Raw genomic sequence first — 26389 nt, forward strand, 5'->3', positions numbered from 1 at the left:
GTCGATTATTTGATTATGATCATAGATGATATCTATGATTGGACGGTGGAAACCCAATGGAACATCGATTATTGACCTATTTTTTAATGGTCTGTGAAGAGCTTCATTTTACGCGAGCGGCTGAACGGTTGTTGATCAGCCAGCCGACGCTCAGCCATCAGATCCAACTGCTAGAGCACCAGCTAGGCATGCCGTTGTTTACCCGTATTGGTAAGAAGATTTATTTGTCCGAGGCAGGATGCATTTTGAGAAGCCATGCGTTAAACGCTTTTCACGAGTTGGACCAAGCTCGGGCTGCGATCGAAGAGCTTAGAGGCATGAAGCGAGGCCGCCTGCGGATTGGCTGTGCGGGCAACCATCTACTTTTGTCAGCCATCGCCGCGTTTTATCAACAGTATCCGGAGATTGAGCTGTCTGTTCAGGAATTGGCGACCGAGGAAGTAAAGGAGGGACTGCTCACCAATCGGGTCGATCTCGGTATTGTCTATCTACCGCTGGATCACAAGCAACTTGAGAGCATTGAGTTGTTCGAGGACGAGCTTCAACTTGCCGTCGCGGCAGGGCACCCACTCGCGGCGGCGGATGCCGTCTCCCTCGCAGAGCTTCGAGCGCATCCTCTTGCCATGCTTCAGCCCAAGTTTCTCGTACGCCAGTTTTTTGACAGGTATTGCGAGAATGCAGGCTTCCATGTCAAGCCGATCCTGGAGCTCTCCACTCTGGAATCGTTACTACAGGTCGCGATGGCAGGGGTTGGTGCAGCTGTACTGCCACGATCTTACCTCCAAACAGTTAACCAGCCTGCTATCAGCAAAATCTGCCTCAAAGATCCTGCTCCCATACGGAAAATTGGTCTGGTTTATCGCAAAACCTCCTATCTCAGTGCTGCAATGAAGACGTTTATCACCCAAATGATGGTGTGATAATTCTTGACGCTTTCTAAAAAACACATAATCTTGTTTACTACCCCTAGCTTAATACTGCTGTCAGTTTATAACTTTATTCTCAGGGTCTAACACTTTATTTTCTGCTAACAGGGAACACGCTGAACAAGTATGGTTGCTCTCAGTGGTGATTTAAGGAAAAATACAAAGGACGGGAAGTGTACTACCTCAGCAATTACGGGTACGCGCCGTACGCTTCTTCTAGACGCAGGTAACTCGCCAGCACATGCGCAGTTATTCCGAGAGGAACTGGCGAGGTACTGACTAGACTTGCAGGGCTGGATTGGTCTGGAATATGTCTCGACCTCGAAGGAATTCTGCAAAATCCCGAAACCGTGGATAAAGACAAATCAGGCTCTATTGGATACCTTGAGGCAGCGGTGCTGGGGGTTGCACTTGCTGTTAATACCGTTAACACCGCTAATTCATAGTCGTCCTTCCACTATTGCAGTGGAGAGGTGGCTTTTTCTTTGTGTGTTGTTCAGGTCCAGAAGGCAAATTTCATTGAACACCCAAATATCCCTGATCAAAAAATAAAGTCTTGGCAAACCGTGCAGGAATGATGCCAATTGTATGGGCCACTTGTTCCAAAGTGGAGTTTATGGTATTATATTCCTGGATATCGTTTTCCCGACTGTGCAGCCTAAAGCTCACTTCTACTTTACCAACGACATAATATTCCTTTGTAATTATGTAAACGTTTTCAATTTTAGCTCGAAAGTTAAAATTTTCAATCGGTAAATGATAAAGAAGGGAGGGGAATTTGGGAATACGATCGGTAGTTCGTCAATATACAGGGTTGCCTATGAACCAGACACTATATTTGAGCACAAACAGCTCGAATACACCATCTTGCGTGAAGACGACAGTTATGGCTTGCCATCGGTGAATTAAGGCGCTGATATCCAAAAGAATGCCTAGAACCGTGCAACGCAGTTTGCTGGATGTACCGTAACCAAGGTAATTATAAAAAGCTATTAAATGGAATTTATTGGGCGAAAATAAAAATGATGAACTGGCTAATTCGGCTTGATTCGAGTCTTTATGGAGCTATGCAGCATAGCAGTTTATCAAAATGATCGTAAAAATCCAGTTATTGGAACCTAGTCCTCAAATCTTGAAAGCGGTTTCAATTTTAGAGGGGAGGCTATAACATCTGCTAAAAATGTTACAAGTCCAAGTTTCGGAGCACCAACCTTCAAATAGGATACAAAATTACTAATTAAATCTATGCATAGGCAATTTGTAAACTTTTAATAGACATGAAATATAAAAATGGAGGTAATATGTTTATGATTAAAAAGTTTTCGGTGTTTTTATTAGCTTTTACATTATTGCTGAGTTGTTTACCAATGGTACCTGTACATGCTGCTAACAATGCAATTGTAAAGCTTCCAGGGAATTCAAATCCTCTTATGGACCATAAATTGGGGGCGGATCCCTATGCGTTGGTCTATGATGGACGGGTTTATATCTATATGTCAAGTGATGCATATGTATATAACAGTAATGGAACGGTGAAAGAGAATGATTTTAGTGAACTAAATAAAATATTCGTCATATCTTCTGCTGACATGGTGAACTGGACAGACCACGGTGCAATTCCGGTCGCAGGATATAATAACTCAAATAATGGAAAAGGTATTGCAAAATGGGCATCACTCTCATGGGCACCGGCCGTTGCACATAAAAAAATAAATGGTAAGGATAAATTTTTCCTTTATTTTGCAAATGGTGCCTCAGGTATTGGTGTGCTAACTGCAGACACTCCGATAGGACCTTGGACAGACCCACTTGGAAAGGCTCTAGTTACACACAGTACAACTGGAATGTCTGGAGTTACATGGCTTTTTGACCCGGCAGTATTGGTGGATGATGATGGTACAGGATATCTGTATGTTGGTGGAGGTATACCCAATACTTCGGACCCAGCTTCAATTGCAAATCCTAAAACAGCCAGAGTTTTAAAACTGGGCGCTGATATGACCAGTATTATTGGAAGTGCAGTAACCATTGATGCTCCTTACATGTTTGAAGACTCAGGAATTCATAAGTATAACGGCAAATATTATTACTCTTATTGTATCAATTTCTCCGGTACACACCCGTCAAATTACCCAGCAGGTGAAATAGGCTACATGGTGAGCAGCAGCCCTATGGGACCCTTTACTTATACAGGACATTTCCTAAAAAATCCACAAGCATTTTTCGGAGTTGGTGGAAATAACCATCATTCGGTGTTTAACTTTAATAACCAATGGTATGTAGTGTACCATTCCCAAACTGTCAGCAAGGCTCTATTGGGAGAAGGGAAAGGATATCGTTCTCCTAATATTAACAAGCTTGTCCATAATACGAATGGAACGATACAAGAGGTTCAGGGAAATATGGCAGGCGTGCCTCAGATAGCCAATCTTAATCCATACAATAGGATTGAGGCTGAAACAATCGGGTGGAATGCAGGGATTACAACCGAGGCGAGTCAAGCATCAGGCGGACCGACAAATAATCTTAATGTAACAAACGTACACAATGGAGATTGGATCGCTGTAGGAAATGCCGACTTTGGTAGCGGCGGAGCCAAGACGTTTAAAGCAAACGTAGCATCCAATGCAGGCGGTAAAATAGAAATACGTCTGGACAGTGCAACGGGTCCTCTGGTTGGAACTCTTAATGTCAGTTCTACTGGAGGAACACAGACCTGGAAGGAAGTCGAAACCACTGTAAGCAATGCAACAGGAGTCCACAAGGTTTTCTTAGTGTTTACCGGAACAGGGACTGGTAACTTATTTAATATTGATTACTGGCAGTTTACACCCAACACTACTGGAACAAGGGTTGAAGCTGAGGATATGACCCTCGGCGGTACTTACGCTGGGAAGATCAGTTCTCCTTTCAATGGGGTCGCTTTATACGCCAATGATGATTATAGTGCATACACTCAGTATTTTGCCAACTCTACTCATAGTATTTCAGTAAGGGGTGCTTCGAATAACTCCAGTACCGCCAGAGTAGACTTGCAAATAGGAGGAAGCACAGCTGGTTCCTTTAATTTTACCGGAACTACTCCGACGGTCCAAACCTTGTCTAATATTACCCATGCAACTGGAAATCAAGAGGTCAGACTGATCGTAACCACCGATAACGGGACATGGGATGCCTATGTGGATTATTTAGAATTTAATTAACTAAAACTAAAAGCTTTTGAACCTATCAAAGATTAGGGGCGATTCTAATTACTTTTACAAATCCGTTTATAAATGCTGATTCTCCAGACAACGATGTTATCAGGGTAGGTAATACTTTTTATATGACTAGCACGACCATGCACATGAATCCTGGAGTTCCGATCATGAAATCTTATGATCTCGTCAATTGGGAAATCGTAAATTATGTTTACGATACGTATGCCAACAATGACGCACAAAATCTTAACAACGGGCAGAACGAATATGGAAGAGGCTCGTGGGCAAGCAGCCTTAGATATTATAACGGCATCTACTATGTGTCCTTTGGCTCCAATTCTACCGGCAAAACATACATTTATCAAACCAGCAATATAGAAACTGGTCCATGGACATCATCAGTGCTTGGCAGCTATTATCATGACGCATCGCTGCTGTTTGATAATGGACGTGTATTCTTGGTTTATGGCAGTGATAATATCAGCATTATTGAGCTTACTGCAGATGCAAAGGCTATCAAGCCAGGGGGACTTAATCAGGTGATTATTTCCGCTGCCAGTAATATTGCCGGTTCGAGCTTCATAGTCAAGGCTGAAGGCGCGCACATACAAAAGATCAAGGGAATGTACTATATATTTCTTATATGCTGGCCATCGGGAGGCAATCGCACACAACTAACCTATCGTGCAAGTAGCTTGACAGGACCCTATACAGGTCAGGTGTCATTGAATGATTCAGGCATTGCACAGGGGGGGATTGTTGATACTCCTTCTGGCTCCTGGTATGCTATGCTGTTTAAAGACAGCGGAGCAATTGGACGTATGCCGTATCTTGTTCCGGTTACATGGTCAAATAATTGGCCGGTATTTGGTGTTAACGGTAAGGCTCCTCTTACGATGGATGTTCCTGTTGAAGGTTATCCCGAAAAGAAGGTTTATGCGTCTGATGAGTTTTCATCTTCTCAAGCATCCAGTCAACTTATTGCAAACGGTGGATTTGAAAATGCCACCATAAGCCCGTGGACGAATAATAACACTGCAATTGTTGCAGCAACCACTACAGACTATTACAGCGGCTCAAAAAGCTTGTTTGTCAGCGGCAGACAACAAACAGCTGCTGGTCCAAAACAAGTAATAACCGGAAAAGTAACAGCCGGCGGAATGTATCATTTTTCTGCAAAGGTTAAATACACTGAAGGTCCTGCCACTAAGCAATTTAATTTCGGTATTCAGAATGGTCCAAGTTACACAGGTATATCGATTCTTGGGTCCACCACGCTAACCAAGGGCCAATGGGGCACGATTCAAGGAACATATACACTTCCGGCAGGTGCCGACCTCTCACAAACTTTTATTTTCATTGAGACTCCCTACAGTTCAACCCCAGACCCAACAAATGATTTGATGAATTTCTATGTGGACGATGTTTCGTTTACAGGAACCGCGTCTTCAGAAGCGACTCTTAAAAAGGAGTGGCAATGGAACCACAATCCTGACAATACTCATTGGTCCCTTACACAGCGTCCTGGATTTATGAGAATGACTACAGGGAAAGTGAGTAAAAGTATTCTGGATGCCAGAAATACGCTTACCCAAAGGACATTTGGACCGAAAAGTACAGGAATCATTGCAATGGAAACAAGCGGGATGAAGGACGGAGACTATTCCGGTATTGCAGCTTTTCAGGCTAATTATGGATTTGTAGGCATAAAGATGAACGGGACCTCTAAATCCATTGTTATGGTGAATGCCAGCTCTGGAGCAATGACTGAAGTGGCAAGTGTCCCTTTCACCCAGAACAGAGTATATCTTAAGCTTATCTGTGATTTTACAAACCAGACGGATAAAGCATATTTCTACTACAGTCTTGACGACAAAAATTGGACGGCTATAGGCAACACACTTCAGATGTCATATACAATCCCTCACTTTATGGGATACCGTTTTGCTTTGTTCAATTATGCTACTAAATCAACGGGTGGCTTTGTTGATTTTGATTATTTAAACTTGCAGTGACAAACAAGAGGTTTTGAAGCTGTGGATTTAACTCCCTGGATCTGTCAGATGTTAAATCAAGGAAAGCGAGGACCAATAGACATCTAAGTTCGTTTCTTGCGCTCCTTCAAGGTTCTTCGGTTCGAAAATCTAACCATGCTAGGCCACATGAATTGAAAAGCTCAGAGAAAATTACGGACTTCTCCATTGAGATAACAGGGGAAAATGAATGGACTAAACCGACTCCATAATTGGAGTCGGTTTTTACTTGTTGACTGGATAACAACAATTGAAGCTATCTTCTGGCATACCCATTTTCAATACATCTAAGCCAAATGTTAAAAGCTACTAGCTAAAATCTGACTTGTATAAAAGTTAATACGAGAGGAGTGAAGCTTTGATTGACATGTCATTAATAAGCTTCAGGATTTTAAGTAAAGATCATTCTTGAGGAAATTAGTTGTTATAGCTATTATAGATAAAGCTAATAATTTTTAGAGGAAGAATTACTATGGTGAAGTTGTCCCTACAAGAGAAGTTTGCATTTAAGTTTATCTTTAATGAAAAGAATGTGTATCACAGATGATACGGAAGGTTCTTGTCTTTCGGAATTGCCCAAACAGGCTATATTTGGAGGATATCTGGTAGCCCGAGCTGCAGCAATTAATGATAAACTTGTGGCTTGTGTTGTTAATAGGGGCTCATACGCTCCCTCAAAACACTGTCCTTCTTGCCACACTTTACCAATGCATTTTCTGCTTTGACTTATAAAAGTTATTACAATGATAACGGACTGGTTTACAGAAGTATTAATTTTCGTAGGTTGCAATTTTCCGAATTGTCCACGAACTAGTATTTATCAAGCAAGTGAGCGGGATTTTAAAGTTGTAATGGTAGAAGATGCCGTTTCTAGAGTTTATCGCAAAGGATTAGATGAAATAATGAACATTGGTGTAACCGTGTATGCAAAAAATTAGTTCATGCAACAAATTAGTTCATGCAAAAATTAGAGGGCAGTCCCCGTAATAGCAACTTACGTAAAGAACAGTAGCCTGATATCAACGGCAAGTCCAACAATGCAATAGTTTGTTTGTATTTGTCAAATACGATAAAAGAAAAAGGAGATATTATGACGGATAAAAAACAAATAGAAGATACAGGGTGGAACTTCGACAACAGTTATGCTCGTCTGCCGGAAATATTGTATACAAGGCTCAAGCCAACTCCTGTACGCTTACCGAAACTGGTCATACTTAATGATCCGTTAGCAAACTCTCTTGGACTGAACGGGGCAACGCTGCGAAGCAATAATAGCGCTGCGGTTCTTGCAGGTAACGAGGTTCCCAAAGGTGCTGTGCCTCTTGCTCAAGCGTATGCAGGCCATCAATTCGGGCATTTAAACATGTTAGGAGATGGCCGGGCAGTGCTGCTTGGCGAACAGATCACTCCCCTGGGCGAACGGGTGGATATTCAGCTTAAGGGCTCAGGCAGAACGCCATACTCCCGCCGGGGCGATGGCCGGGCGGGACTTGGGCCGATGCTGCGAGAATATATCATCAGTGAGGCTATGCATGCGCTTGGCATTGCTACCACTCGCAGCTTGGCGGTGGTAACAACCGGTGAGTCATTAATCCGGGAAACCGAGCAGCCGGGTGCCGTTCTGACCCGTGTGGCGGCCAGTCATCTGCGCGTCGGAACCTTTCAATACATCGCAGCATTGGGCAATGCCCAGGATCTCCGAGCCCTGGCAGATTACACATTGCAAAGACATTATCCAGAGGCTTACGGTGGAGAGAACCGCTATCTTTTCCTGCTACAAGAAGTGATCAAACGTCAGGCAGAGCTGATTGCCCAATGGCAGCTCGTCGGCTTTATTCACGGGGTGATGAACACCGACAATATGTCCCTTAGCGGAGAAACGATTGATTATGGTCCCTGCGCCTACCTAGATATCTATGATCCTGAGACGGTATTCAGTTCCATTGACGTTCAGGGCCGTTATGCCTATGGAAATCAGCCCAGTATTGCCGCTTGGAATCTGGCGAGATTTGCTGAGACCCTCCTGCCGCTGCTGCATGACAACGAGTCGCAGGCTTTAAAACTGGCCGAGGATGCAATTTCAGATTTTACCGAGATATATCACCGTAATTGGCTCATGGGAATGAGGGCGAAGCTGGGTGTTTTTAATAAAGAGTTACAGGATCTATCTCTTATTGAAGGCCTTCTCAGTATCATGCAAAAACATCGTGCGGACTACACCAATACCTTCCGTGCTTTAACTTTGGGCAAGCTTGAAGATGCAGAACTGTATGGCACTGAGGAATTTGTCCAGTGGCATGAACAGTGGCAGGCAAGACTGGGTAGACAGCAGGAAACGAAAGCCTCTTCGCAACAACTGATGCGCAGCAGTAATCCTGCGTTAATCCCACGCAACCATCGGGTAGAAGAAGCACTGGAAGCTGCGGTGAAACAAGAAGACTACAGTGTGATGGAGCGGCTTCTTGAAGTTCTTGCGAATCCTTACGCGTATTCTCCCGAACAGGCTGATTACTCAACACTGCCAGAGGAATCCCCGCTTCCTTATCGAACCTTTTGCGGTACCTGATTTGGAAACTTTAAAAGGGCGTGTATTAAAGCCCTTTTTTCTTTTGGGTATTTTTAAAGGGCGTCGAGAACTGGAAGAATTTAAAACCGATAGGGCCAGCCCCCATCCATTTTTGACCATGATCCTTCCCATTCAACGGAGATAAAAACATTCAGCCAACGGTTACACATGAATCAATCAATGAAATTGTTTAGACTTGTCCGGAAGGTTGGTAGTCTGTATGTCACCTTTTTAAATAATCAATCTCAGATGCCTTTGAAAGCGAAAGACTGGATCATTTGCAAGATGATATTCAAAAAGCAGTTGAAAATAAAAAACAAATATCCAATTTTATAGATCTGTGCGATGTGTTCCACCGTGAACTACCTATGCTAAAATTGATATATCTCTTGGTCCGAAGAAGCTTTTGAAATCGCCAAGCGCGAAAACCAGACCGTCTTCTTATCTATTGAATACAGCTATTTATTGACCCACACGCACCTGTCATTGATGGGATGTACGTGTGAATATTTTTTTTGTAATATATTCCATATTTCTTGGCAATAGCTTTTTTTCTTAAAAATGGGTTAAATAATCGTCATAATTTTCCATCTCATAGTATAATAAGATTACAGTTCATTGCTATCGCACCGCAGGACCCAGTGGCCAAACGCAGTGGTTTATATATTTTGTATGATTCGTTGATCGAAGCGACGATTTCGGAACTGCGGATATAAAGGTGGATGGGCAGCATATAATGGCCGCCGATCCGCATGAAGTGAATTGGACACACTGCAATGCCGTTATTTTGTTCAACGAGCGGGAGTCCAGGGAGCATACGCTGGAAATCCGAATGGCAGCCAGCCACGAGGATAAGCGGTTTACTATCCTGGGATTCGGCTACGTGCCATAAGGCAGCGGGAAGGAGAAGAACCGCATATGTAAGGAATGCATCATGCCCCGAATCCGGCATCAAGAAGTTTGTGTAAAAGGTAACGGTATCTCATTGGGTGAAAGCTTTTGGATACATAAGAATGGAGTATGTGGAGGTTGAAACAGGTTTATGATTATTACGCTAAGAAATCTTTGTAAGCGGATACGCGCCTTGGATAATTGGAGACTGAAGACTAAGCTATACGTTTTATTTGTTTTTTGTGTATTAATCCCTGTGATTGCAACGAATTTATTATTTTATCAGAGTATTAAAGGGAGTATAGAGCAGAAGGAATATACCAACTCTAATCAATCTCTGCAAAGGATAAAATTTAATTTACGCAATAACATTGATAACAGCTTATATGTGTCAAACTTTCTTTATACGGATGAAATTTTGAACCGATTCATGGATTCTGTGTATCACAATGAAGAGGATTATTATCAGGCATACTATAATATGCTGAGTAATAACAACATATTTCGATATTATTACAGTTATCAAAATGTGAATCAAATCACCTTTTACGTGGATAATGAAACGATTGTCAATGGGGGAAACTTTATAAAACTGGATGATACCATCCGTAAGACCGAATGGTACCAAGCGCTAACCAATACAAAAGATCATATTATGATTTATTCTTATTTTGACAAGCAGCAGGCTCAGATGTCACAAAGTCAAGGCGGACGCAAGGTAAGCATTATTCGAAAATTTGATTATTTTGGGGACAATCAAGTTGAAAAAATCCTTAAGGTCGATTTGGATTATAATTTTATCAATAAGTCCTTAAGAAATGAGAGCATGGATGGAAAGATGTATGTCGTAGCGAATGATAAGGTCATTTTCTCTAATGATCAGAAAATAAATAACAATCAAAAATCTTTTTACAGCATTGCCAATTGTGACATTTTTCCGGTTCAAAGGACTGAAGTGATCTCGATGGTATCCGAAGATTGGAAAATTATTGTAAGTATGGAGAGATTGAATATTTTATCCGAGGTACTGAATTCCAAAGTGAATTTTGTGATAATGATTGTTTTAAATTTATTGTTGCCGACGATGCTTATTTGGATGATCTCTCGCTCTCTCATTACTCGGGTAGAAATGATATCTAAGCATTTGGATAAAGTGAAGCAAGAGAAATTTGAAGTGATTGTCTGCCCTGAGGGGAAGGATGAAATCGGTAATTTGATCCGGAGCTACAATATGATGGTGACCAAGATCAAAGACTTGATCCTAATTGTATATAAAGATCAAGTGGAAAAACAAGCTCTGGAGCTCTCCAAGAAACAGGCTGAACTTAAAGCCCTCCAAAGTCAGGTTAATCCGCATTTTATGTTCAATACACTGGAAACCATCCGAATGCGGAGTTTGATCAAAAATGAAATCGAAACCTCCGAAATCATTAAGAAGCTTTCCTTACTATTAAGAAAAACAATTAATTGGGGAGATGATCTGATCTCTATCCGTGAAGAAATTAAATTTGTTGAGAGTTATTTAAACATTCAACAATATCGCTTTGGAGACAAGCTGCAGTATGAGATTCAGGTACTGGATGAGCAATTATTGGATTTGCAAATTCCGAAGTTAACGATATTAACCTTTGTTGAGAATGCTTGTATTCATGGCATTGAGAGTACCTCGCAAGACGGCAGCGTGACTGTCAAATTTGATGTTATGAATAAACATCTCTACATGACGATTCAAGACACAGGTGCGGGAATGGATGAACGAAAGCTAGAATATATTAGAAATATAATGCGCAATCCAAGCATTGATCGAATGAGTGAGCTTGATAGCATAGGTATGTTAAATGCATATATTCGGCTGCGCATATATTTTGATGAACGAGTGAATATTCGAATTTCTAGTGAAATGGGCAAGGGAACAGTAATAGAAATCAGAGTGCCTCTTTAACCACCACAGGAATAAGGAGCATAGATATGATCAAAGTGTTGATTGTAGATGATGAACCGTTTATTCGACAAGGATTGCAATTATTGATTGACTGGGAGTCATACGGCTTTGAGATCTGCGGTCAAGCCTCAAATGGCTTGCAAGCGCTTCAAATCATCAAAACACTGCGCCCCAATCTTGTCATCGCTGACATTAAGATGCCGGAAATGAACGGAATCGAACTTGCCGAATCTGTATTCGAACAATATGGTGATGAAATTAAAATTATTATTTTAAGCGGGTTCTATGACTTTGAGTATGCTAAGAAAGCGATTAAGTATCATGTAAATGACTATATCCTCAAGCCAATTGTTCAAACAGATCTTATCCAAGTGTTAGCGGAATTCAAAACGAAACATGAACAACTGAAGGAAAAGAGACAGAACCAAGTGAAGAATAATAAAATCATCCTGGATCAGCATATGCAGGCGATTTTGTGGGGGATGTTTGAAAAGGAAACGATTGATTATGTACTGCCTTTTTATCAGAAGTCCGGTAAATTTCGTTATGTGCTGATTGAGATGGATAAATTGAAAGGTTCATTATTTGAATTGTATCCTTGGGCGCGCAGCATGGTAGGCGAGCATTTTGAAATACAAATCATGAAGCAGTGTACAGGGGAGAAGAATGCCATTTGTATCATCGTTACTGATGAATTGCTTCAAGCCGATCATTCCACATTAGATGAATATATCAATCAATTATTTTCTGATTTAAGTCAACGTGAGGGAGTAGCCTTTTCAATCTATATTGGCAAGGAAGTTAGAAGCCTGTCGGCACTTCATGAATCGTATCAATCCTGTAGAAAGATGAAAAGCATGCTTTTTTTCACTAATAATAGACCGATTTATTATTATGAGAAAATGGACATGGAGATATTTAACATTCAGCGCAGTAATCTTGAAAAAAACGTATTCGATAATTTGATCAAGTCAATTGAAGACCAGCGTATAGAGGTGCTTCAAACACATGTTGAAGCGATTTTTAAATATTTTAAAGACGAGCGCATAGATCCTAATATTATAAGGCTAAATTTGAATTATTTATCATATTATTTATTGGAATTAATAACGAGCTTGAAAGGGAGCATGGACCTCGATTTGATAAAATCAGAGTTTCTTAAAGGGAATTATACAACCCTATCTATGGAGAAAAATATTCAAAATCTGTATGCATTTTCTTTGAAATGTGTAGAGAAGTTGAAGGAACAGCACAGATTAAATTCAATGGGAGTCTTGGCCAAAATAGAAGCTTACATTCTCGAACATTACAAGGAGAATATAAGCCTTAAGTCATTGGGGGAACAATTTTATATCAATAGTGCCTATCTGGGGCAGATTTTCAAAAAGCACTATAACTTATCATTCAATGATTATTTGAATCAATTACGTATCAGGAAGGCGGCAAAGTTACTGCGTAGAACAGATAAGAAGGTTTATGAAATAGCAGTTGCAGTCGGATATAGAGACTCGGATTATTTTATAAGCCGCTTTGAGAAAATGATGGGGGAGACCCCCCTGCAATATCGGAAAAAAACTATGCCTGTCGTTTCACTAACTCATGTGGAGAAAACCTAATCACAAGGGAATGAAAGGTAAAAGTAGAGGGGGTTCAAGTGCGTCAACTAAAAACTGGATTTTTTTACGCAACTCCTTCGCAGAAAAGCACAGGATTTTTTTTGTTTCAATCCTTAATGAACTGGAATAATTAATGTTTTGACTATAATTTGCCCCGTTGAGGCGCTATATCGCACATGATACTTTGAATATAGCATCTAGAAAGCGCTTTCTTATGCTGGGATAAAAAATAATAATGGAGGGGTCCTTTTGAAAAAGTCTCTTGGAAGAACTACCACGCTGTTTATTTTGACGTGCTTGGTATTTACAGTTGTGCTCGCCGGATGCGGATCCAATCTACAAAGCAAGACGAAAGATGGGAAGGAGCTTAAAGAATTTTCGGCATTTTTTGCCGTACCGGGAAAGCTTGCGCCTGAAGACAACCGTATTTTGAAAGCGATTGAAGAAAAGACGGGTGTAAGTGTCACTATGGATTGGCTTACCGGTCAAACCGCCAAAGAACGTATTGGTGTGCTTATTGCCGGCGGGGAATATCCTGACTTTATTGATGGCAGCGATGGGACACAGCAACTGGTAGCGGCAGGAGCATTGGTTCCATTAGACGATTACATTGACAAATACCCGAATATTAAAAATTATTTAGGTAGCGATTGGAAGAAAATGAAAAACTCAAAAGATGGACATATATATTTCATTCCGCAGTTCGGCAATATTCAAGGTAAGCAAATGAATGTTACTCATAATGGAGAGGCATTTTGGATACAAAAAGCAGTGCTGGAGTGGGGCGGTTATCCAACTATTAAAACTCTTGATCAGTATTTTGATTTGATTGAGCGTTATAAGGCCGCACATCCGACAATTGATGGTCAACCGACCATCGGATTTGAAATTATCTCCTATGACTGGCGTTACTTCGCTTTAGAAAATCCCCCGCTGTTCTTGGCAGGCTATCCAAATGAAGGTGCCGCAATTGTAGATAAAAAAACATTAACGGCATTAAATTATAATACGATACCAGAAGCCAAGGCATATTTTAAGAAAATAAATGAAGTTTACCATAAAGGATTAGTTGATAAAGAAACCTTTACTGCGAATTATGATCAGTATATTTCCAAATTGTCGACTGGACGCGTACTTGGTATGGTCGATCAAGGCTGGCAGTTTTTAGACGCTGAGGCATCGCTCGTAAAACAAAAATTATCTGAAAGAACGTACGTTCCTTTATCCATCACACTTTCAGAGGAAGTAAAAGGCCGTTATCAACACAATCCAATTCTGAACGTAAATGGAGGCCTGGCGATTACGAAAAGTTGTGATGACGTTGAAGGAGCTCTGCAATACATTAATGATCTGTTGGATCCTGAAATAGAAATCTTGAGAACTTGGGGACAAGAAGGAATTGATTACCAGGTTGATAAGAACGGCGTTTTCTATCGGAATGAAGAACAACGCGCAAATGCTAAAGACCCGGATTGGGTTCTGGCGAATACAGGAAGTCCTTTAGTTTATTTCCCGCATCATGAAGGCATGACCGCTAAAGGGAAAAATACGATGGATCCTAAGGAACAACCTGACGAGTACATTGCAACTTTAAACGAGATTGACAAAAAAGTATTGAAAGCTTACGGATATAAGAAATTCACGGATTTTCTTGAGCCTGCAGAAGAAAATGAACCATGGTTCCCTATCTATACTTATAATTTTGCACCGAACGCACCAGAAACGATAGCGAAACAAAAGATGGATGACGTGAAGAGAAAATGGCTTCCCAAGGTTATCATGACGCCACCGTCCGAATTTGACAAAGCATGGGAAGAGTATCAAAGCACTCTTAAGCAGAATGTGGATATTAAAGCCTACGAAGATGCGCTAACCAAGGAAGTTCGAAGACGTGTTGATTTGTGGGGATAATGCCCAAGTGCAGTTTAAGGGTTATGGGAGTACTCTCCCATAACCTTTATTTAACGGGTAAATTGTAATCAAGGAGAGAAAAGGATGAGAAGAACAGAGATGCGATCCTCCGAAATAATACTTGATGACAAGCAAGAGAAAAGTTGGCTCAAATATAATCTGCGCAGAATGAGAAGTCAGCAGCAATTACTATGGATGTCAATTCCATTTGTTATTTTTATTTGTATTTTTGCTTATGGCCCGCTTTGGGGCTGGTTGATGGCATTTCAAAATTATAAGCCAGGTGTCAGTTTCTTCGAGCAAGAATGGGTTGGACTGGATCAGTTTAAAATGTTGTTTACAGATCCTGACTTCCTTCGCGTTATCCGCAATACATTGGCTATGAGCTTAATTTGCCTAATTCTTGGCTTTGTAGGCTCTATCGGGTTAGCTCTCCTACTAAACGAATTAAAGAATGTATTGTTCAAGCGTATTGTACAGACGGTATCTTACCTGCCGCACTTTCTTTCGTGGATTATTGTTACAGGCATTGTAGCCGACGTATTGTCGACCGAGACAGGAATTGTCAATGTTTTGTTGACCAAGCTTCATTTGATCAGTGAACCGATTAATTTTTTTGCGGATCCAAAATACTTTTGGGGTATAGTTGGATTTTCTAGTTTGTGGAAAGAAATCGGCTGGGGGACGATTATTTACTTGGCCGCAATGACATCTATTAATCCCAGCTTGTATGAAGCGGCATCTATTGATGGGGCTGGACGATTTAGAAGAATGTTCAGCGTGACTCTTCCCGGCATTAAATCAACGATTACTATTCTGCTTATAATCAACATTGGTAATATTTTAAACGCAGGGTTCGAGGTTCAATATCTGCTTGGCAACGGATTGGTACAGGATGTATCCGAGACGATTGATATTTTTGTATTGAAATACGGGATTAATTTAGGAAACTATTCTTTTGCCACGGCAGCCGGAATTTTCAAGAGTGTAATTAGTCTTGTGCTCATATTTATGGCCAACGGATTTGCAAAATCTATTGGCGAAGAACGCCTGATATGACAGGAGGGGCATAATAGTGAAAGTATTATTGAGAAAACAAACGCTCGGAGATATTACATTCTCGATTATTAACGGGCTTGTTATGCTATTGGTGGTGGTAGCCACATTATATCCGTTTCTTAATACCATCGCCGTATCTTTTAATAACGGGATCGATACAATTCGAGGGGGGGTTTATCTCTGGCCACGGGAATGGACGCTTCAGAACTATGTTTCGGTGTTCAAAAATCCGCATTTAGGACAAGCTGCGTTTATTTCCGTGGCAAGAACGGTCATTGGTACGATCATCCAATTGTTTTGTACTGCGATGCTTGCTTATGTTTTAAGCCGTAAGGAATACATGTTTAATAAATTTGTAACGACATTGTTTGTGATTACCATGTACTTCAGCGGCGGTCTTATTCCGGGGTATATGCTGATTAAGCAGTTGGGTCTGTTGAACAATTTCTGGGTATACATCATTCCCGGCCTGATTGGCGTGTTTAATATGATTGTGATTCGTACTTTTATCCAAGGGCTGTCAGAAGAATTAATTGAATCGGCGAAAATAGATGGAGCGGGAGATTTTAAAATATTTTTTCGCATCATATTGCCGTTATCCAAGCCAGTTCTGGCAACAATTGCTTTGTTTATCGCTGTGGGACAATGGAACTCCTGGTTTGATTCTATGTTGTATGCAGCCGGTAATCGAAATTTAACCACATTGCAATATGAGCTTATGAAATTATTGTCGTCTGCTACTTCTCAGGGTGGAAGCGTCAATTTGGACCAATATAAGAATGTAACCAATCTTGTTACGCCTGTATCTATTCGGGCTGCTATAACGATTGTTACGGCGATGCCAATAGTTTTGTTATATCCGTTCTTACAAAAATATTTTGTGACCGGATTTATGATTGGAGGAGTGAAAGAATGACAACGCTTAAACACAATTCAGTTATGTATAATAATCCGATTATGCCTGGTTTCTATCCAGACCCCTCGGTATGCCGTGTTGGGGAAGATTATTATTTGGTGACATCGACATTTGCTTATTTCCCTGGTGTGCCGATTTTCCATAGCCGTGATCTTGTGAATTGGAAGCAGATTGGTAATGTACTTGACCGTCCTTCACAATTGAACTTACAGGGAGCAGGGCATTCACAGGGAATTTTTGCTCCAACCATACGTTATCATGAAGGTATTTTTTATATGATTACGACCAATGTAACGCATGGTGGAAATTTCGTTGTTACAGCAACCAATCCTGCTGGGCCATGGTCTGACCCTTATTTTATTCAAGGAGCGGTTGGTATTGATCCCACGATTTTCTTTGATGATGACGGGCAAACCTATTATTTGGGGACACGCCCTAACTCATCGGGAGTACGTTATGACGGCAATTGGGAAGTATGGATTCAGAGATTGAACATTGAGACCATGCAGCTTGTGGGTGAAAGCTTTGTACTTTGGAAAGGCGCCATGGTAGAAGTGATTTGGCCTGAAGGACCGCATTTGTATAAGAAAGATGGCTACTATTATTTAATGATCGCAGAAGGAGGAACAGGGCCGAATCACGCGGTGACAATTGCACGTAGCAAGAAGCTGACAGAAGGTTATGTTGGGAATACGAATAACCCGATTATCACTCATCGTCATCTGGGCAAGCGCTATCCGGTTATTAATGTGGGGCATGCGGATTTGGTGCAGGCTTCGGATGGTCAATGGTTTATGGTGATGCTCGCTTCACGTCCTTATGGAGGCGGCTATAGTAATTTGGGGCGGGAGACGTTCCTTGCTTCAGTGAATTGGGAGGATGGATGGCCTGTAGTCAATGAGGGCCGAGGAATGCTGGAGGAGCAGGACGTCATGAGGTTGACACCGGTCCCGGTGGAGCCGCAATTGCGCTGTGATCATTTTGACAGTGATAAGCTGGCACTTAAATGGATGTTCTTAAGGAATCCGCAAACGGATTTGTATTCTTTGACTGAACGTAAAGGATATTTGCGGCTAAAGCTAAAGCCTCAAACGTTTAAGGATAAAGATAATCTCAGCTTTATCTGTTTGCGCCAGCAGCATTTTAATTATACGGCCGCGGCTGCGATGGAGTTTAAGCCGCGTAGTATCCATGAATCTGCAGGTTTGGTTGTCATTCAAAATGATATGTATCATATCCGATTTGAGTGCGTGATACTTGATGGTCGGCAAGTATTGAGTGTTGTGACCTGCATAAATGGCCAGGAGACGAACGTTGCGCAGGCAGATGTTGATGCTCAGCGGTTGTATTTAAAAATGGCTGCGAGGGGGCAGGAGCTTAGCTTCTATTACAGTACCGACGGAGATCAATATTATTTGATAGCAGAACAGGTGGATACGAGCAGTTTGAGTACCGAGGTTTCGGGCGGATTTGTTGGCTGCTGCATTGGAATGTTTTGCACGAGTAACGGTACAGCCTCTGACAATGCGGCTGATTTTGATTGGTTTGAATATGGCATGTACTAGAGCGTGTACGCAAATCTAAGCTAGCCAAACCATAATAGAAACCAGCGCGGCTCGCTTTAAAATATCGTTCTCCATTCTGAGGCGTTGATTTTCTTTGTGCAAGGTAATAAGCTTTGAACTTAAGGCTTTACTGAATTGATTAAATTAAAAACAAACTTGATCCCCTTAGGGTGGTAACAAGCATATGGTGATTTTTGAAAAATGACCTCATGTATGCCAACCTCAAGGGGATTATTTCATGTTTAGAGGTAGGTATAGTGAGTTAAAACTAATATTTCCTTAACATGTTCAGTGCATTTTTTTTAATAATTTTTAGGTATATTACATTAAGGAATCGGTTCCAAGGAGCCTTGCTGCATTAAAAAATAAGTACATATACCTATTTGTTGTCGTTTTTATATCCTTTTTGTGTCGAGCGTTTTAGCGGTTCACAATATGCAAGCAATCCAGATGATGAATTGGAGATGTTGACTAATGAAGAATTTTGCAGGAAAACCATGGGATGTAAGAAGGATGCTCAGCAATAATTTTAAAACGAAGCTGATGGTCGCTTTTATTGCTTTTTTGATCATACCATCTATGATTGTTGGGGCTTTGTCGTTTGTGAGCGCCAGCAAGGAGATTCGAAACCAGATTGAGTATAGCGCCGAGCAGGCCATTGTCCGCACTAATTATGTTATTGACAGTGCTGTTTCACCTAAGGTACACGACGCAGAATATTTTGCTGAGAGGCTAAAAGGCAATCGAGTAGAGACAGAGGAAAAGGCAGCAGAGCTGGAGGGATTTTTCAAGCAATATATTATACTCCATCCTGAAACAGAATCCATTTATTATGGTTCAAAGGATGGTAAATTTACAACCTATCCACAGAAGCAATTACCCGATAACTATGACCCTCGAGTTAGACCTTGGTATGAGGAAGCCATGAAGGAACAAGCAAAAACAGTGATTAGTTCGCCCTATCTCTCCTCTTCCTCCAAGCAAATGACAGTCTCAGTGTCCAGAGCCACGACGGATGGGTCGGGTGTTATTGGCATTGATCTGAAGATTAGCGGTATTAAGGAGACGCTGAACAATATTAAAGTAGGCCATGAGGGTTATGCCATATTGCTGGACAGCAATCGTACTTACATTGTTCATCCGACGAAGGCACCAGGCACCCAAATAGCAGATATTGAATCACGCATGTATGAGAGCGACGCTGGTGAATACGAGTATCAGTATGAAGGTCAGTCCAAATATATGAACTATGCGACCAATAAGCTGACAGGCTGGAAAATAGGTGGAACGCTGTATTTATCTGAAGTGGATGAAGCAGCACGACCCATTTTGATCAGCACCTTGCTTACGGTCGTCGGGTGTCTTGTGGTGGGGATAATCATTGTTTATTTCCTGATCCGTTCCATCATTAAACCTATTTTAAAATTGAAGGAACAAGCGGTTAATGTGAGCGCAGGGGATCTGACGCAGGACATTCAAGTGAAAAGTGAAGATGAGATTGGACAATTGGGACTGGCTTTCCGAAACATGCAGAATAACTTGCGATCTGTCATTCAGAACGTAGGAGATAGTGCAGGTCATGTCGCCCGATCCTCAAGCGAGCTAACAGTAAGCGCAGAACAAACCAGTGCTGCAAGTGAGCAGGTATCTCAGGCTGTACAGGAAATTGCCAGCGGAGCGGAGAAGCAGACTACAGGCCTGGAAAATAACTCAGTAGCCCTTGATGAAATTGCACAGGGGGTCACACAAATTGCGGAACGCTCAATCTTGGTAGCCGATTTGGCCAGACGATCCTCTTTACAAGCAGAGGAAGGACGGAAATCCGTTGAGCAAACAGGCGAACAAATGAATTCGATTCACCATTCGGTAGAGCAATCCAACCGAATGATTCAAGCCTTGCAAGTCCGCTCTCAGGAAATCGGTGAAATTACCAAGGTTATTGGTGAACTATCCAATCAGACGAATCTGCTGGCCTTGAATGCAGCGATTGAGGCGGCCAGAGCAGGGGATCATGGCAAGGGCTTTGCCATCGTTGCTGATGAGGTGCGCAAGCTGGCAGAGCAATCGCAGGCATCTGCAACACAGATAGCCACATTGATTGCCGAAATTCAGCATGAAACGGAAACCACGGTTCAGACGATGAACCGTGTTACGACTGAGGTTCAGGATGGGCTGCAGATTTCCAAAGCAACCATTGTCAAGCTGGGATACGCGATGGAAGGCATTCGGGAGACCACACCTCAGGTAGAGGAGGTCGCTGCGATTGCACAACAGATATCAGCGAGTGTACAAGAGATTGCAGCGACAGCCAATGAACTGGCGACAATTGCAACCGGTAATGCTGCTACATCTGAGGAAGTCACCGCTTCCTCGCAAGAGCAGCTGGCTTCCATGGAGGAGATATCAGCCTCTGCTCAACTGCTATCAACAATGGCTGCTGAGTTGAGGTCTATGATTAGTCGTTTCAAGTATTAAAACGAACTTGAACCCTATGGAATCTATAGTACAATGAATGCTCGGGACAGTTCTTTAAGCCTTATGGCATAAGGAATCTGTCCTGAGTTTTTTTATATTTTCATTCTTGCAGATTACAGGAGGGAGAACATTTGGTTCGAGATTTAGTGCTATATGTTATCGTGATATTATTAATAGTTTTGACTTTTCAGCCATCTATTACATTTGAACGCCCCAATCTGATTTCTCAGCTCATTAGGCAGACGATCACGCGTGTTTTTTATGGAGTGGCCGGAATTCTGTTTTTATATTTTGGTATCAGTGATAGAGCAAGGATGACTTTTGTGTTGGAGCTAGGGATTGGTTTGATGTTCATCGCTTTGTTTGTACGCGTTTGGAACGTTAAATATACATATGAACAACGTTTGCTGGGCCAAAACCGTGACCTCCTAAATGTGCTTCGGGTTCAACCTGGTTTTACCTTCAGGCTGGAGAAAAGCGGCGACGAATTTTATTATACACTGCTCGAAGGTGGCTTGCTGGAGCTCATGGGTCTGAATATGCAGGTCAGCTATAATCGAAGGGAGCATGTGGAGAAACTAGGGGACATTTTTGAGTTATCCTCTGAAACTCTGGAGCAGCTTTGTGAATATTACAAACAGGCATGGTTCGGTGACCGGACGGTATTTGAGCTGGAGTTTTGGGAGTACTCGGCTTTAATTACCTTACATCCGGTCAGGGAGGATGGGATCACCAAGCATGTCATCGGTCATGTAATGGATATTACGGAGTATAAAGCTTCCGAGCAGAAAAGAAAGAAGATAGACGAGGCTAACCATGCAAAAAGCGTTTTTTTGGCTCATATGAGCCACGAAATTCGCACGCCGCTAAATGGGATCATCGGTCTGTCCAAGTTGTTGAACAAGACAGAATTGACTGCTGTCCAAAAAGACTACCTTGACAAGCTGCTCGCCTCCTCACGAACCCTCTCATCCATGCTCAATAACGTACTGGACTTTTCCAAAATGGAAGCAGGCAGTTTGGAACTGGAAAGGCTGGAGTTTGAGCCGGAGAAGATGCTTCGGCATCTTGCAGATACGGTGAGTACTTTGCTGGAACACAAAGAAATAGAGATCATTTTTATAACGGACCCCAAATTACCCAAAAGTGTTAAAGGTGATCCATTGCGGATGGAACAGGTGCTTTTAAACCTTCTGACTAATGCCGTCAAATTTACGGATCAGGGACATGTGTTGTTAGAGGTGAACATGCTAAGCCAGCAGACCGGACGGGTAGCGTTGTCCTTTATGGTGGAGGATACAGGCATAGGTATTTCCGAGGTGGGTGTGAACAAGCTGTTTGTCCCTTTTACCCAAGCGGATACATCAACCAGCCGCCGATATGGGGGCTCCGGGCTGGGTTTGGCCATTAGCAAGCATTTGGCTGAAGCCATGGGCGGGAATGTAGAGGTTGAAAGCCGATTGGGGGAATACAGTCGGTTTTACTTTAATGTTGAACTGGATATCGGGGATCTACATCCGGCAGGCACACAGATAGAAAAACAAATAAACGGCAAAGCCTTAATTGTTGTACGGCATGAGCTGTTGAGATATAGTCTGAACGAATTACTGCAAGGCACAGGATTAGAAACCTACAACATTTCTTCCTATCAGGAATGTGTGGAGGCTTTTGAAAATGGTGAGCATTTTGATTTAGTTATGGTCGACATGAGCATGGGTGGCTTTCGGGAACTGGGGACCCGGAGACAGTGGCTTCAATTGCTGGATAGACAGATGACTCAGGTCATTGGACTTACAACAGTGTACCAGATGGAAGGGATGGCGACTGGGGAGGAGGATAGCAGGGTGGATGCCTTTTTGTCCAAGCCCGTAACTCAGAACGCTCTATTGGAGTCTATCCGATGGTTGCTGGAAAAGGAAAAGGCAGTTTCTGTAGATGTTAATACTCTGGATACATATACGATGATGAGTCCTCGTTATAAAGGAGAGACTACAGCGCAGAAGTATCAAATTCTCATAGCAGAGGACAATGAGATTAACCAGGTGGTGATTACCGAGTTCCTGGAAGAACGAGGTTTTGAAGTAACTATGGCTGCAAATGGAAGAGAGCTGCTAGAGTCACTGGAGCTGCGTTCATGGGATATGGTAATGCTTGATCTGCATATGCCAGAGATGGATGGTTTTGAGACGGCCAGACATATTCGCAGAAACAAAGCTTTTAACAGACTTCCAATTATCGCCTTTACGGCCGATGCTGCGCAGCATGAACAGGAGGTTTGCCTTCGTTCAGGCATTAATGCTGTGCTGCTCAAGCCTGTCCATGAACTGAATGCTGTAAGAGTGTTAAACAACTGGATTCATTTAGCATGGCTGCAAGAATTACATGGTGTTCACGCGGAGCAGGCGATAGCCGGTATGGATGGAAAGGTATATATTTTCCAATTTGCCCTTTACAAATGGATTCAGGAATACCAGCATCTCGATAAAAGATTGACGAGGAAAATGGACAACGGACAGTTATCTGCCGCTCTCCGATTAATCCACTCGCTTAAGGGAGGAGCAGGAAACCTCTTTGCGTCTGGGCTGCTGGCAAAGGTCATAGAGCTGGAAAAGGGATTGAAGCGTAGCCATGAAACCTCAGCGGGGGAGCTGTATCCAGACTGGAGAGAGCAATTGAGCTTGGTTCAAAAGGAGATTAACGAAATCAAGTCATCGGTTCCCTGGAGCTGATCGTGCTACTGCATAAATTTATAACCAATTCCCCAGATGGTCCTGATCAATTTTGGCTTTTTAGGGTCTTTTTCGATTTTCCTGCGCAAATGGTTGATATGTACGTCTACAGCCCTCTCATTAATAAAGGAGTCTGTTCCACGGAGAGCCTGAATCAAGGCATATCGGCTGAATACAATTCCCCGGTTCAAATAAAAAAGCTTCATAAGCTCAAATTCCGAAAATGTCATCTCCACAAGCTGCCCATCAACGGTAATCATTCTTCGCGCCAGATCCAAAACAATGTCTGTTTCAGGCGTGGCCTCAGGAGCAAGGCCTCTTGCCTGTAACCGTGTAATTTCAATACGACGGAAAAGAGCCTCGATTCGTGCCTTTAGCTCCTGCATACTAAAAGGTTTGCAAATGTAATCGTCTGCTCCCAGCGTAAGTGTACGAATGCGCTCTGAGATATCATTTTCTGAAGAAACCACGATGATTGGCACATCCGTATGCTTGCGTATCAGTGGGCAGGGATTGACACCGTCCAAATCTGGAAGCAGCAGATCTAGCAAAATAATATCAGGCTGCACCATACCCAGCCGGGCAATTCCCTCAGCCGCTTGTTCAACCCGGGTAACGTTGTAGCCTTCTCCAGTCAAATACAAGGAAAGGGTATCTCCCAGCATATTGTCATCTTCAATAATCAAAACATTAGACATGATGATATTTCCCTTATCTTTCTATCGAATTCGAGCCAAATGGTTAAGATAGTTTCAATGCATACAACAAGTTTTTGTCAGGTTCTTTTGATAGAGTAACCGCCTTTGGACAGTCTGTCAAAAGATCAGGGGATCGGAGCAAATCAAAAGCCGAGCAGAACGAATTTATATCTTTTTGATATGGATATGCTCTATTTCTGAGATTTTTAGTTCTATTCCGACATTTTTCGTGGAGAATTAACAAAATGCATCAAGCCTCCGACACTCAATTACAAAAATTTAACAAAACATATCAGAAACATGCATTGACTTCAAAAAAAGTTATGGTATTTTATTACATAGGAGTGACATACACTGATAGGCCCCTTAGAAAACCCCACCATTTAATCTTCTAGAATTTAATTCACGCTCCATAGACTATTCAGCATTTATTTATTCGTACTCTAATCGTTCCCGTGATCGTACTCATGATTCTTTGGTGTGGCTACCCCATCGAGATTCAGGCTGTCTTCTTATTTTAGCTTACATATTTACACTTTTTTGCTTTCCATGCTTGTATTTTTTCCAAATCAGGTCTAGCGGGAGGACGAGAAATTAATGAACACATTCGAAGCACTGGAGTCCAATGTAAGATCCTATTGCAGAAGCTTTCCGGTTGTTTTCAACAAAGCGAAAAACGATGTGCTGTACACGGAGGCAGGAGAGGCATATATCGACTTTTTTGCCGGAGCAGGTGCCTTGAACTACGGGCATAACAACGATTTTATGAAAAATCGGATTTTGGATTACTTGACCTCTGATCGGATCATGCACGGTCTGGATATGTACACAACGGCGAAACAGGAGTTTATTGAGTCTTTCTCCGAGCATATTCTCCAGCCCAAGGACTTGAATTATAAGCTGCAATTTTGCGGACCAACGGGAACCAATGCGGTAGAGGCAGCGCTGAAGCTTGCACGCAAAGTCAAAAAAAGAAATGGGATTTTTGCTTTTATGGGCGCATTTCATGGCATGTCTCTAGGAAGTTTGTCCGTTACCAGTAACAACTCCATGAGAGAGAGTGCCGGTGTATCCCTAAATAACGTTACCTTCATCCCCTTTAACAGTACGTTTAACGGCTTGGATACCATTTTGTATATGGAGCAGCTTTTAACAGATACCCATTCCGGGGTGGAAAAGCCAGCGGCCATCATTCTGGAAACGGTACAGGCTGAAGGTGGTATTAACATTGCCGATACTGAATGGCTGCGTGACTTGAGACAACTGTGCGATGATCATGATATTTTGCTGATTGTTGACGATATTCAGGTCGGCTGCGGCCGGGTCGGTTCGTTCTTCTCGTTTGAGCGCGCGGGTATCGTTCCTGATATGGTCGTTTTGTCCAAGTCGATCAGTGGTTATGGTTTGCCGATGTCTCTACTGCTGCTCAAGCCGGAGCTGGATATTTGGAGCCCTGGTGAGCACAATGGTACCTTCCGGGGGAACCAGCTTGCTTTTGTCGCCGCCAAGGCTGCGCTGGAGTTCAGGGATACGGTGGGGCTGGAAGCACAGGTAAAAGAGAAAGAAGCTTTTGTTAAGCAATTTTTGTATGAACATATTCAAACGATTGATCCTCTCATTGACATTCGCGGCTTGGGACTGATCTGGGGCATTGATGTGTCCCCTCTGGGAGAAACCTTTGCCAAAGAAGTAGCTGCTCTTTGCTTTAGCAGAGGCCTCATTATTGAACGAGCCGGACGTAACGATACGGTGATTAAAATCATGCCTGCGCTAACGATCAGCTTGGAAAACCTGCGTGAAGGCTGCAACATCATTAAAGAAAGCATGGTTCAGGTGTCCAGCACACTGGTTACTTTGTAATC

The 26389-nt window shown here is 42.3% G+C and carries 15 protein-coding genes and 1 pseudogene; 15 read left to right on the forward strand and 1 reads right to left on the reverse strand.

Translation table 11 applies throughout. The features are described from left to right. Positions 1-56 precede the first annotated feature (56 nt). The 14 genes and pseudogenes from NST83_RS12275 (at position 57) to NST83_RS12340 (ending at position 23829) form a co-directional block, all read left to right on the forward strand. The gene (locus tag NST83_RS12275; protein WP_342417788.1) at positions 57-920 is read left to right on the forward strand and encodes a LysR substrate-binding domain-containing protein; all 864 of its coding nucleotides are present in this window, start codon (positions 57-59) and stop codon (positions 918-920) included. Between the two features lie 326 nt (positions 921-1246). Next, positions 1247-1354: pseudogene (locus tag NST83_RS12280) on the forward strand (sporulation membrane protein YtaF); the annotation flags it as partial. Between the two features lie 879 nt (positions 1355-2233). Next, the gene (locus NST83_RS12285; protein WP_342417789.1) at positions 2234-4129 is read left to right on the forward strand and encodes a carbohydrate-binding protein; all 1896 of its coding nucleotides are present in this window, start codon (positions 2234-2236) and stop codon (positions 4127-4129) included. 47 nt (positions 4130-4176) lie between these two features. Next, on the forward strand, positions 4177-6141 hold the full coding sequence (locus tag NST83_RS12290) for a family 43 glycosylhydrolase (RefSeq protein ID WP_342417939.1): 1965 nt from the start codon (positions 4177-4179) through the stop codon (positions 6139-6141). A 1108-nt stretch (positions 6142-7249) separates the two neighbouring features. Continuing rightward, the gene (locus tag NST83_RS12295; protein WP_342417790.1) at positions 7250-8725 is read left to right on the forward strand and encodes a YdiU family protein; all 1476 of its coding nucleotides are present in this window, start codon (positions 7250-7252) and stop codon (positions 8723-8725) included. Positions 8726-9461: 736 nt separating this feature from the next. Beyond that, positions 9462-9617, forward strand: a complete 156-nt coding sequence (locus NST83_RS12300; RefSeq protein ID WP_342417791.1) for a hypothetical protein — start codon at positions 9462-9464, stop codon at positions 9615-9617. 150 nt (positions 9618-9767) lie between these two features. Then, a complete protein-coding gene (locus NST83_RS12305; RefSeq protein WP_342417792.1) occupies positions 9768-11558 on the forward strand; it encodes a sensor histidine kinase in 1791 nt (596 codons plus the stop codon). Between the two features lie 26 nt (positions 11559-11584). Continuing rightward, positions 11585-13174 (forward strand): response regulator, encoded by a 1590-nt coding sequence (locus NST83_RS12310; RefSeq protein ID WP_342417793.1) that lies wholly within the window; start codon positions 11585-11587, stop codon positions 13172-13174. A gap of 249 nt (positions 13175-13423) precedes the next feature. Then, positions 13424-15085: an extracellular solute-binding protein gene (locus NST83_RS12315; RefSeq protein ID WP_342417794.1), complete on the forward strand. Its 1662-nt coding sequence runs from the start codon at positions 13424-13426 to the stop codon at positions 15083-15085. A gap of 99 nt (positions 15086-15184) precedes the next feature. Beyond that, entirely contained in the window at positions 15185-16144 is a 960-nt protein-coding gene (locus NST83_RS12320; protein WP_342417940.1) for an ABC transporter permease subunit, read from the forward strand. 16 nt (positions 16145-16160) lie between these two features. After that, positions 16161-17060 carry a carbohydrate ABC transporter permease gene (locus NST83_RS12325; protein WP_212734500.1) on the forward strand — a complete coding sequence of 300 codons (900 nt, stop codon included), beginning with the start codon at positions 16161-16163 and terminating at the stop codon, positions 17058-17060. Further along, a complete protein-coding gene (locus NST83_RS12330) occupies positions 17057-18625 on the forward strand; it encodes a glycoside hydrolase family 43 protein (RefSeq protein WP_342417795.1) in 1569 nt (522 codons plus the stop codon). The genes NST83_RS12325 and NST83_RS12330 overlap by 4 nt, the downstream gene beginning before the upstream one ends. 474 nt (positions 18626-19099) lie before the next feature. Beyond that, the gene (locus NST83_RS12335; RefSeq protein ID WP_342417796.1) at positions 19100-21100 is read left to right on the forward strand and encodes a methyl-accepting chemotaxis protein; all 2001 of its coding nucleotides are present in this window, start codon (positions 19100-19102) and stop codon (positions 21098-21100) included. A 131-nt stretch (positions 21101-21231) separates the two neighbouring features. Further along, on the forward strand, positions 21232-23829 hold the full coding sequence (locus tag NST83_RS12340) for a response regulator (protein WP_342417797.1): 2598 nt from the start codon (positions 21232-21234) through the stop codon (positions 23827-23829). Between the two features lie 5 nt (positions 23830-23834). Here NST83_RS12340 and NST83_RS12345 read toward each other — a convergent pair whose 3' ends face one another. Beyond that, a complete protein-coding gene (locus NST83_RS12345; RefSeq protein WP_342417798.1) occupies positions 23835-24527 on the reverse strand; it encodes a response regulator transcription factor in 693 nt (230 codons plus the stop codon). A 597-nt stretch (positions 24528-25124) separates the two neighbouring features. Here NST83_RS12345 and ectB point away from each other — a divergent pair. Beyond that, positions 25125-26387 carry a diaminobutyrate--2-oxoglutarate transaminase gene (gene ectB / locus NST83_RS12350; RefSeq protein ID WP_342417799.1) on the forward strand — a complete coding sequence of 421 codons (1263 nt, stop codon included), beginning with the start codon at positions 25125-25127 and terminating at the stop codon, positions 26385-26387. The last annotated feature ends 2 nt before the right edge of the window (positions 26388-26389 follow it).

The organism is Paenibacillus sp. FSL R10-2782, assembly GCF_038592985.1.
GTDB classification, from domain to species: domain Bacteria; phylum Bacillota; class Bacilli; order Paenibacillales; family Paenibacillaceae; genus Paenibacillus; species Paenibacillus terrae_C.

What these genes read in the sequence shown, in the direction of transcription:
- NST83_RS12275 (WP_342417788.1), top strand. Translation starts at nt 57, where the DNA reads ATGGAACATCGATTATTGACCTATTTTTTAATGGTCTGTGAAGAGCTT.
- NST83_RS12285 (WP_342417789.1), top strand. Translation starts at nt 2,234, where the DNA reads ATGATTAAAAAGTTTTCGGTGTTTTTATTAGCTTTTACATTATTGCTG.
- NST83_RS12295 (WP_342417790.1), top strand. Translation starts at nt 7,250, where the DNA reads ATGACGGATAAAAAACAAATAGAAGATACAGGGTGGAACTTCGACAAC.
- NST83_RS12300 (WP_342417791.1), top strand. Translation starts at nt 9,462, where the DNA reads ATGGCCGCCGATCCGCATGAAGTGAATTGGACACACTGCAATGCCGTT.
- NST83_RS12305 (WP_342417792.1), top strand. Translation starts at nt 9,768, where the DNA reads ATGATTATTACGCTAAGAAATCTTTGTAAGCGGATACGCGCCTTGGAT.
- NST83_RS12310 (WP_342417793.1), top strand. Translation starts at nt 11,585, where the DNA reads ATGATCAAAGTGTTGATTGTAGATGATGAACCGTTTATTCGACAAGGA.
- NST83_RS12320 (WP_342417940.1), top strand. Translation starts at nt 15,185, where the DNA reads ATGCGATCCTCCGAAATAATACTTGATGACAAGCAAGAGAAAAGTTGG.
- NST83_RS12330 (WP_342417795.1), top strand. Translation starts at nt 17,057, where the DNA reads ATGACAACGCTTAAACACAATTCAGTTATGTATAATAATCCGATTATG.
- NST83_RS12335 (WP_342417796.1), top strand. Translation starts at nt 19,100, where the DNA reads ATGAAGAATTTTGCAGGAAAACCATGGGATGTAAGAAGGATGCTCAGC.
- NST83_RS12345 (WP_342417798.1), bottom strand. Translation starts at nt 24,527, where the DNA reads ATGTCTAATGTTTTGATTATTGAAGATGACAATATGCTGGGAGATACC.
- ectB (WP_342417799.1), top strand. Translation starts at nt 25,125, where the DNA reads ATGAACACATTCGAAGCACTGGAGTCCAATGTAAGATCCTATTGCAGA.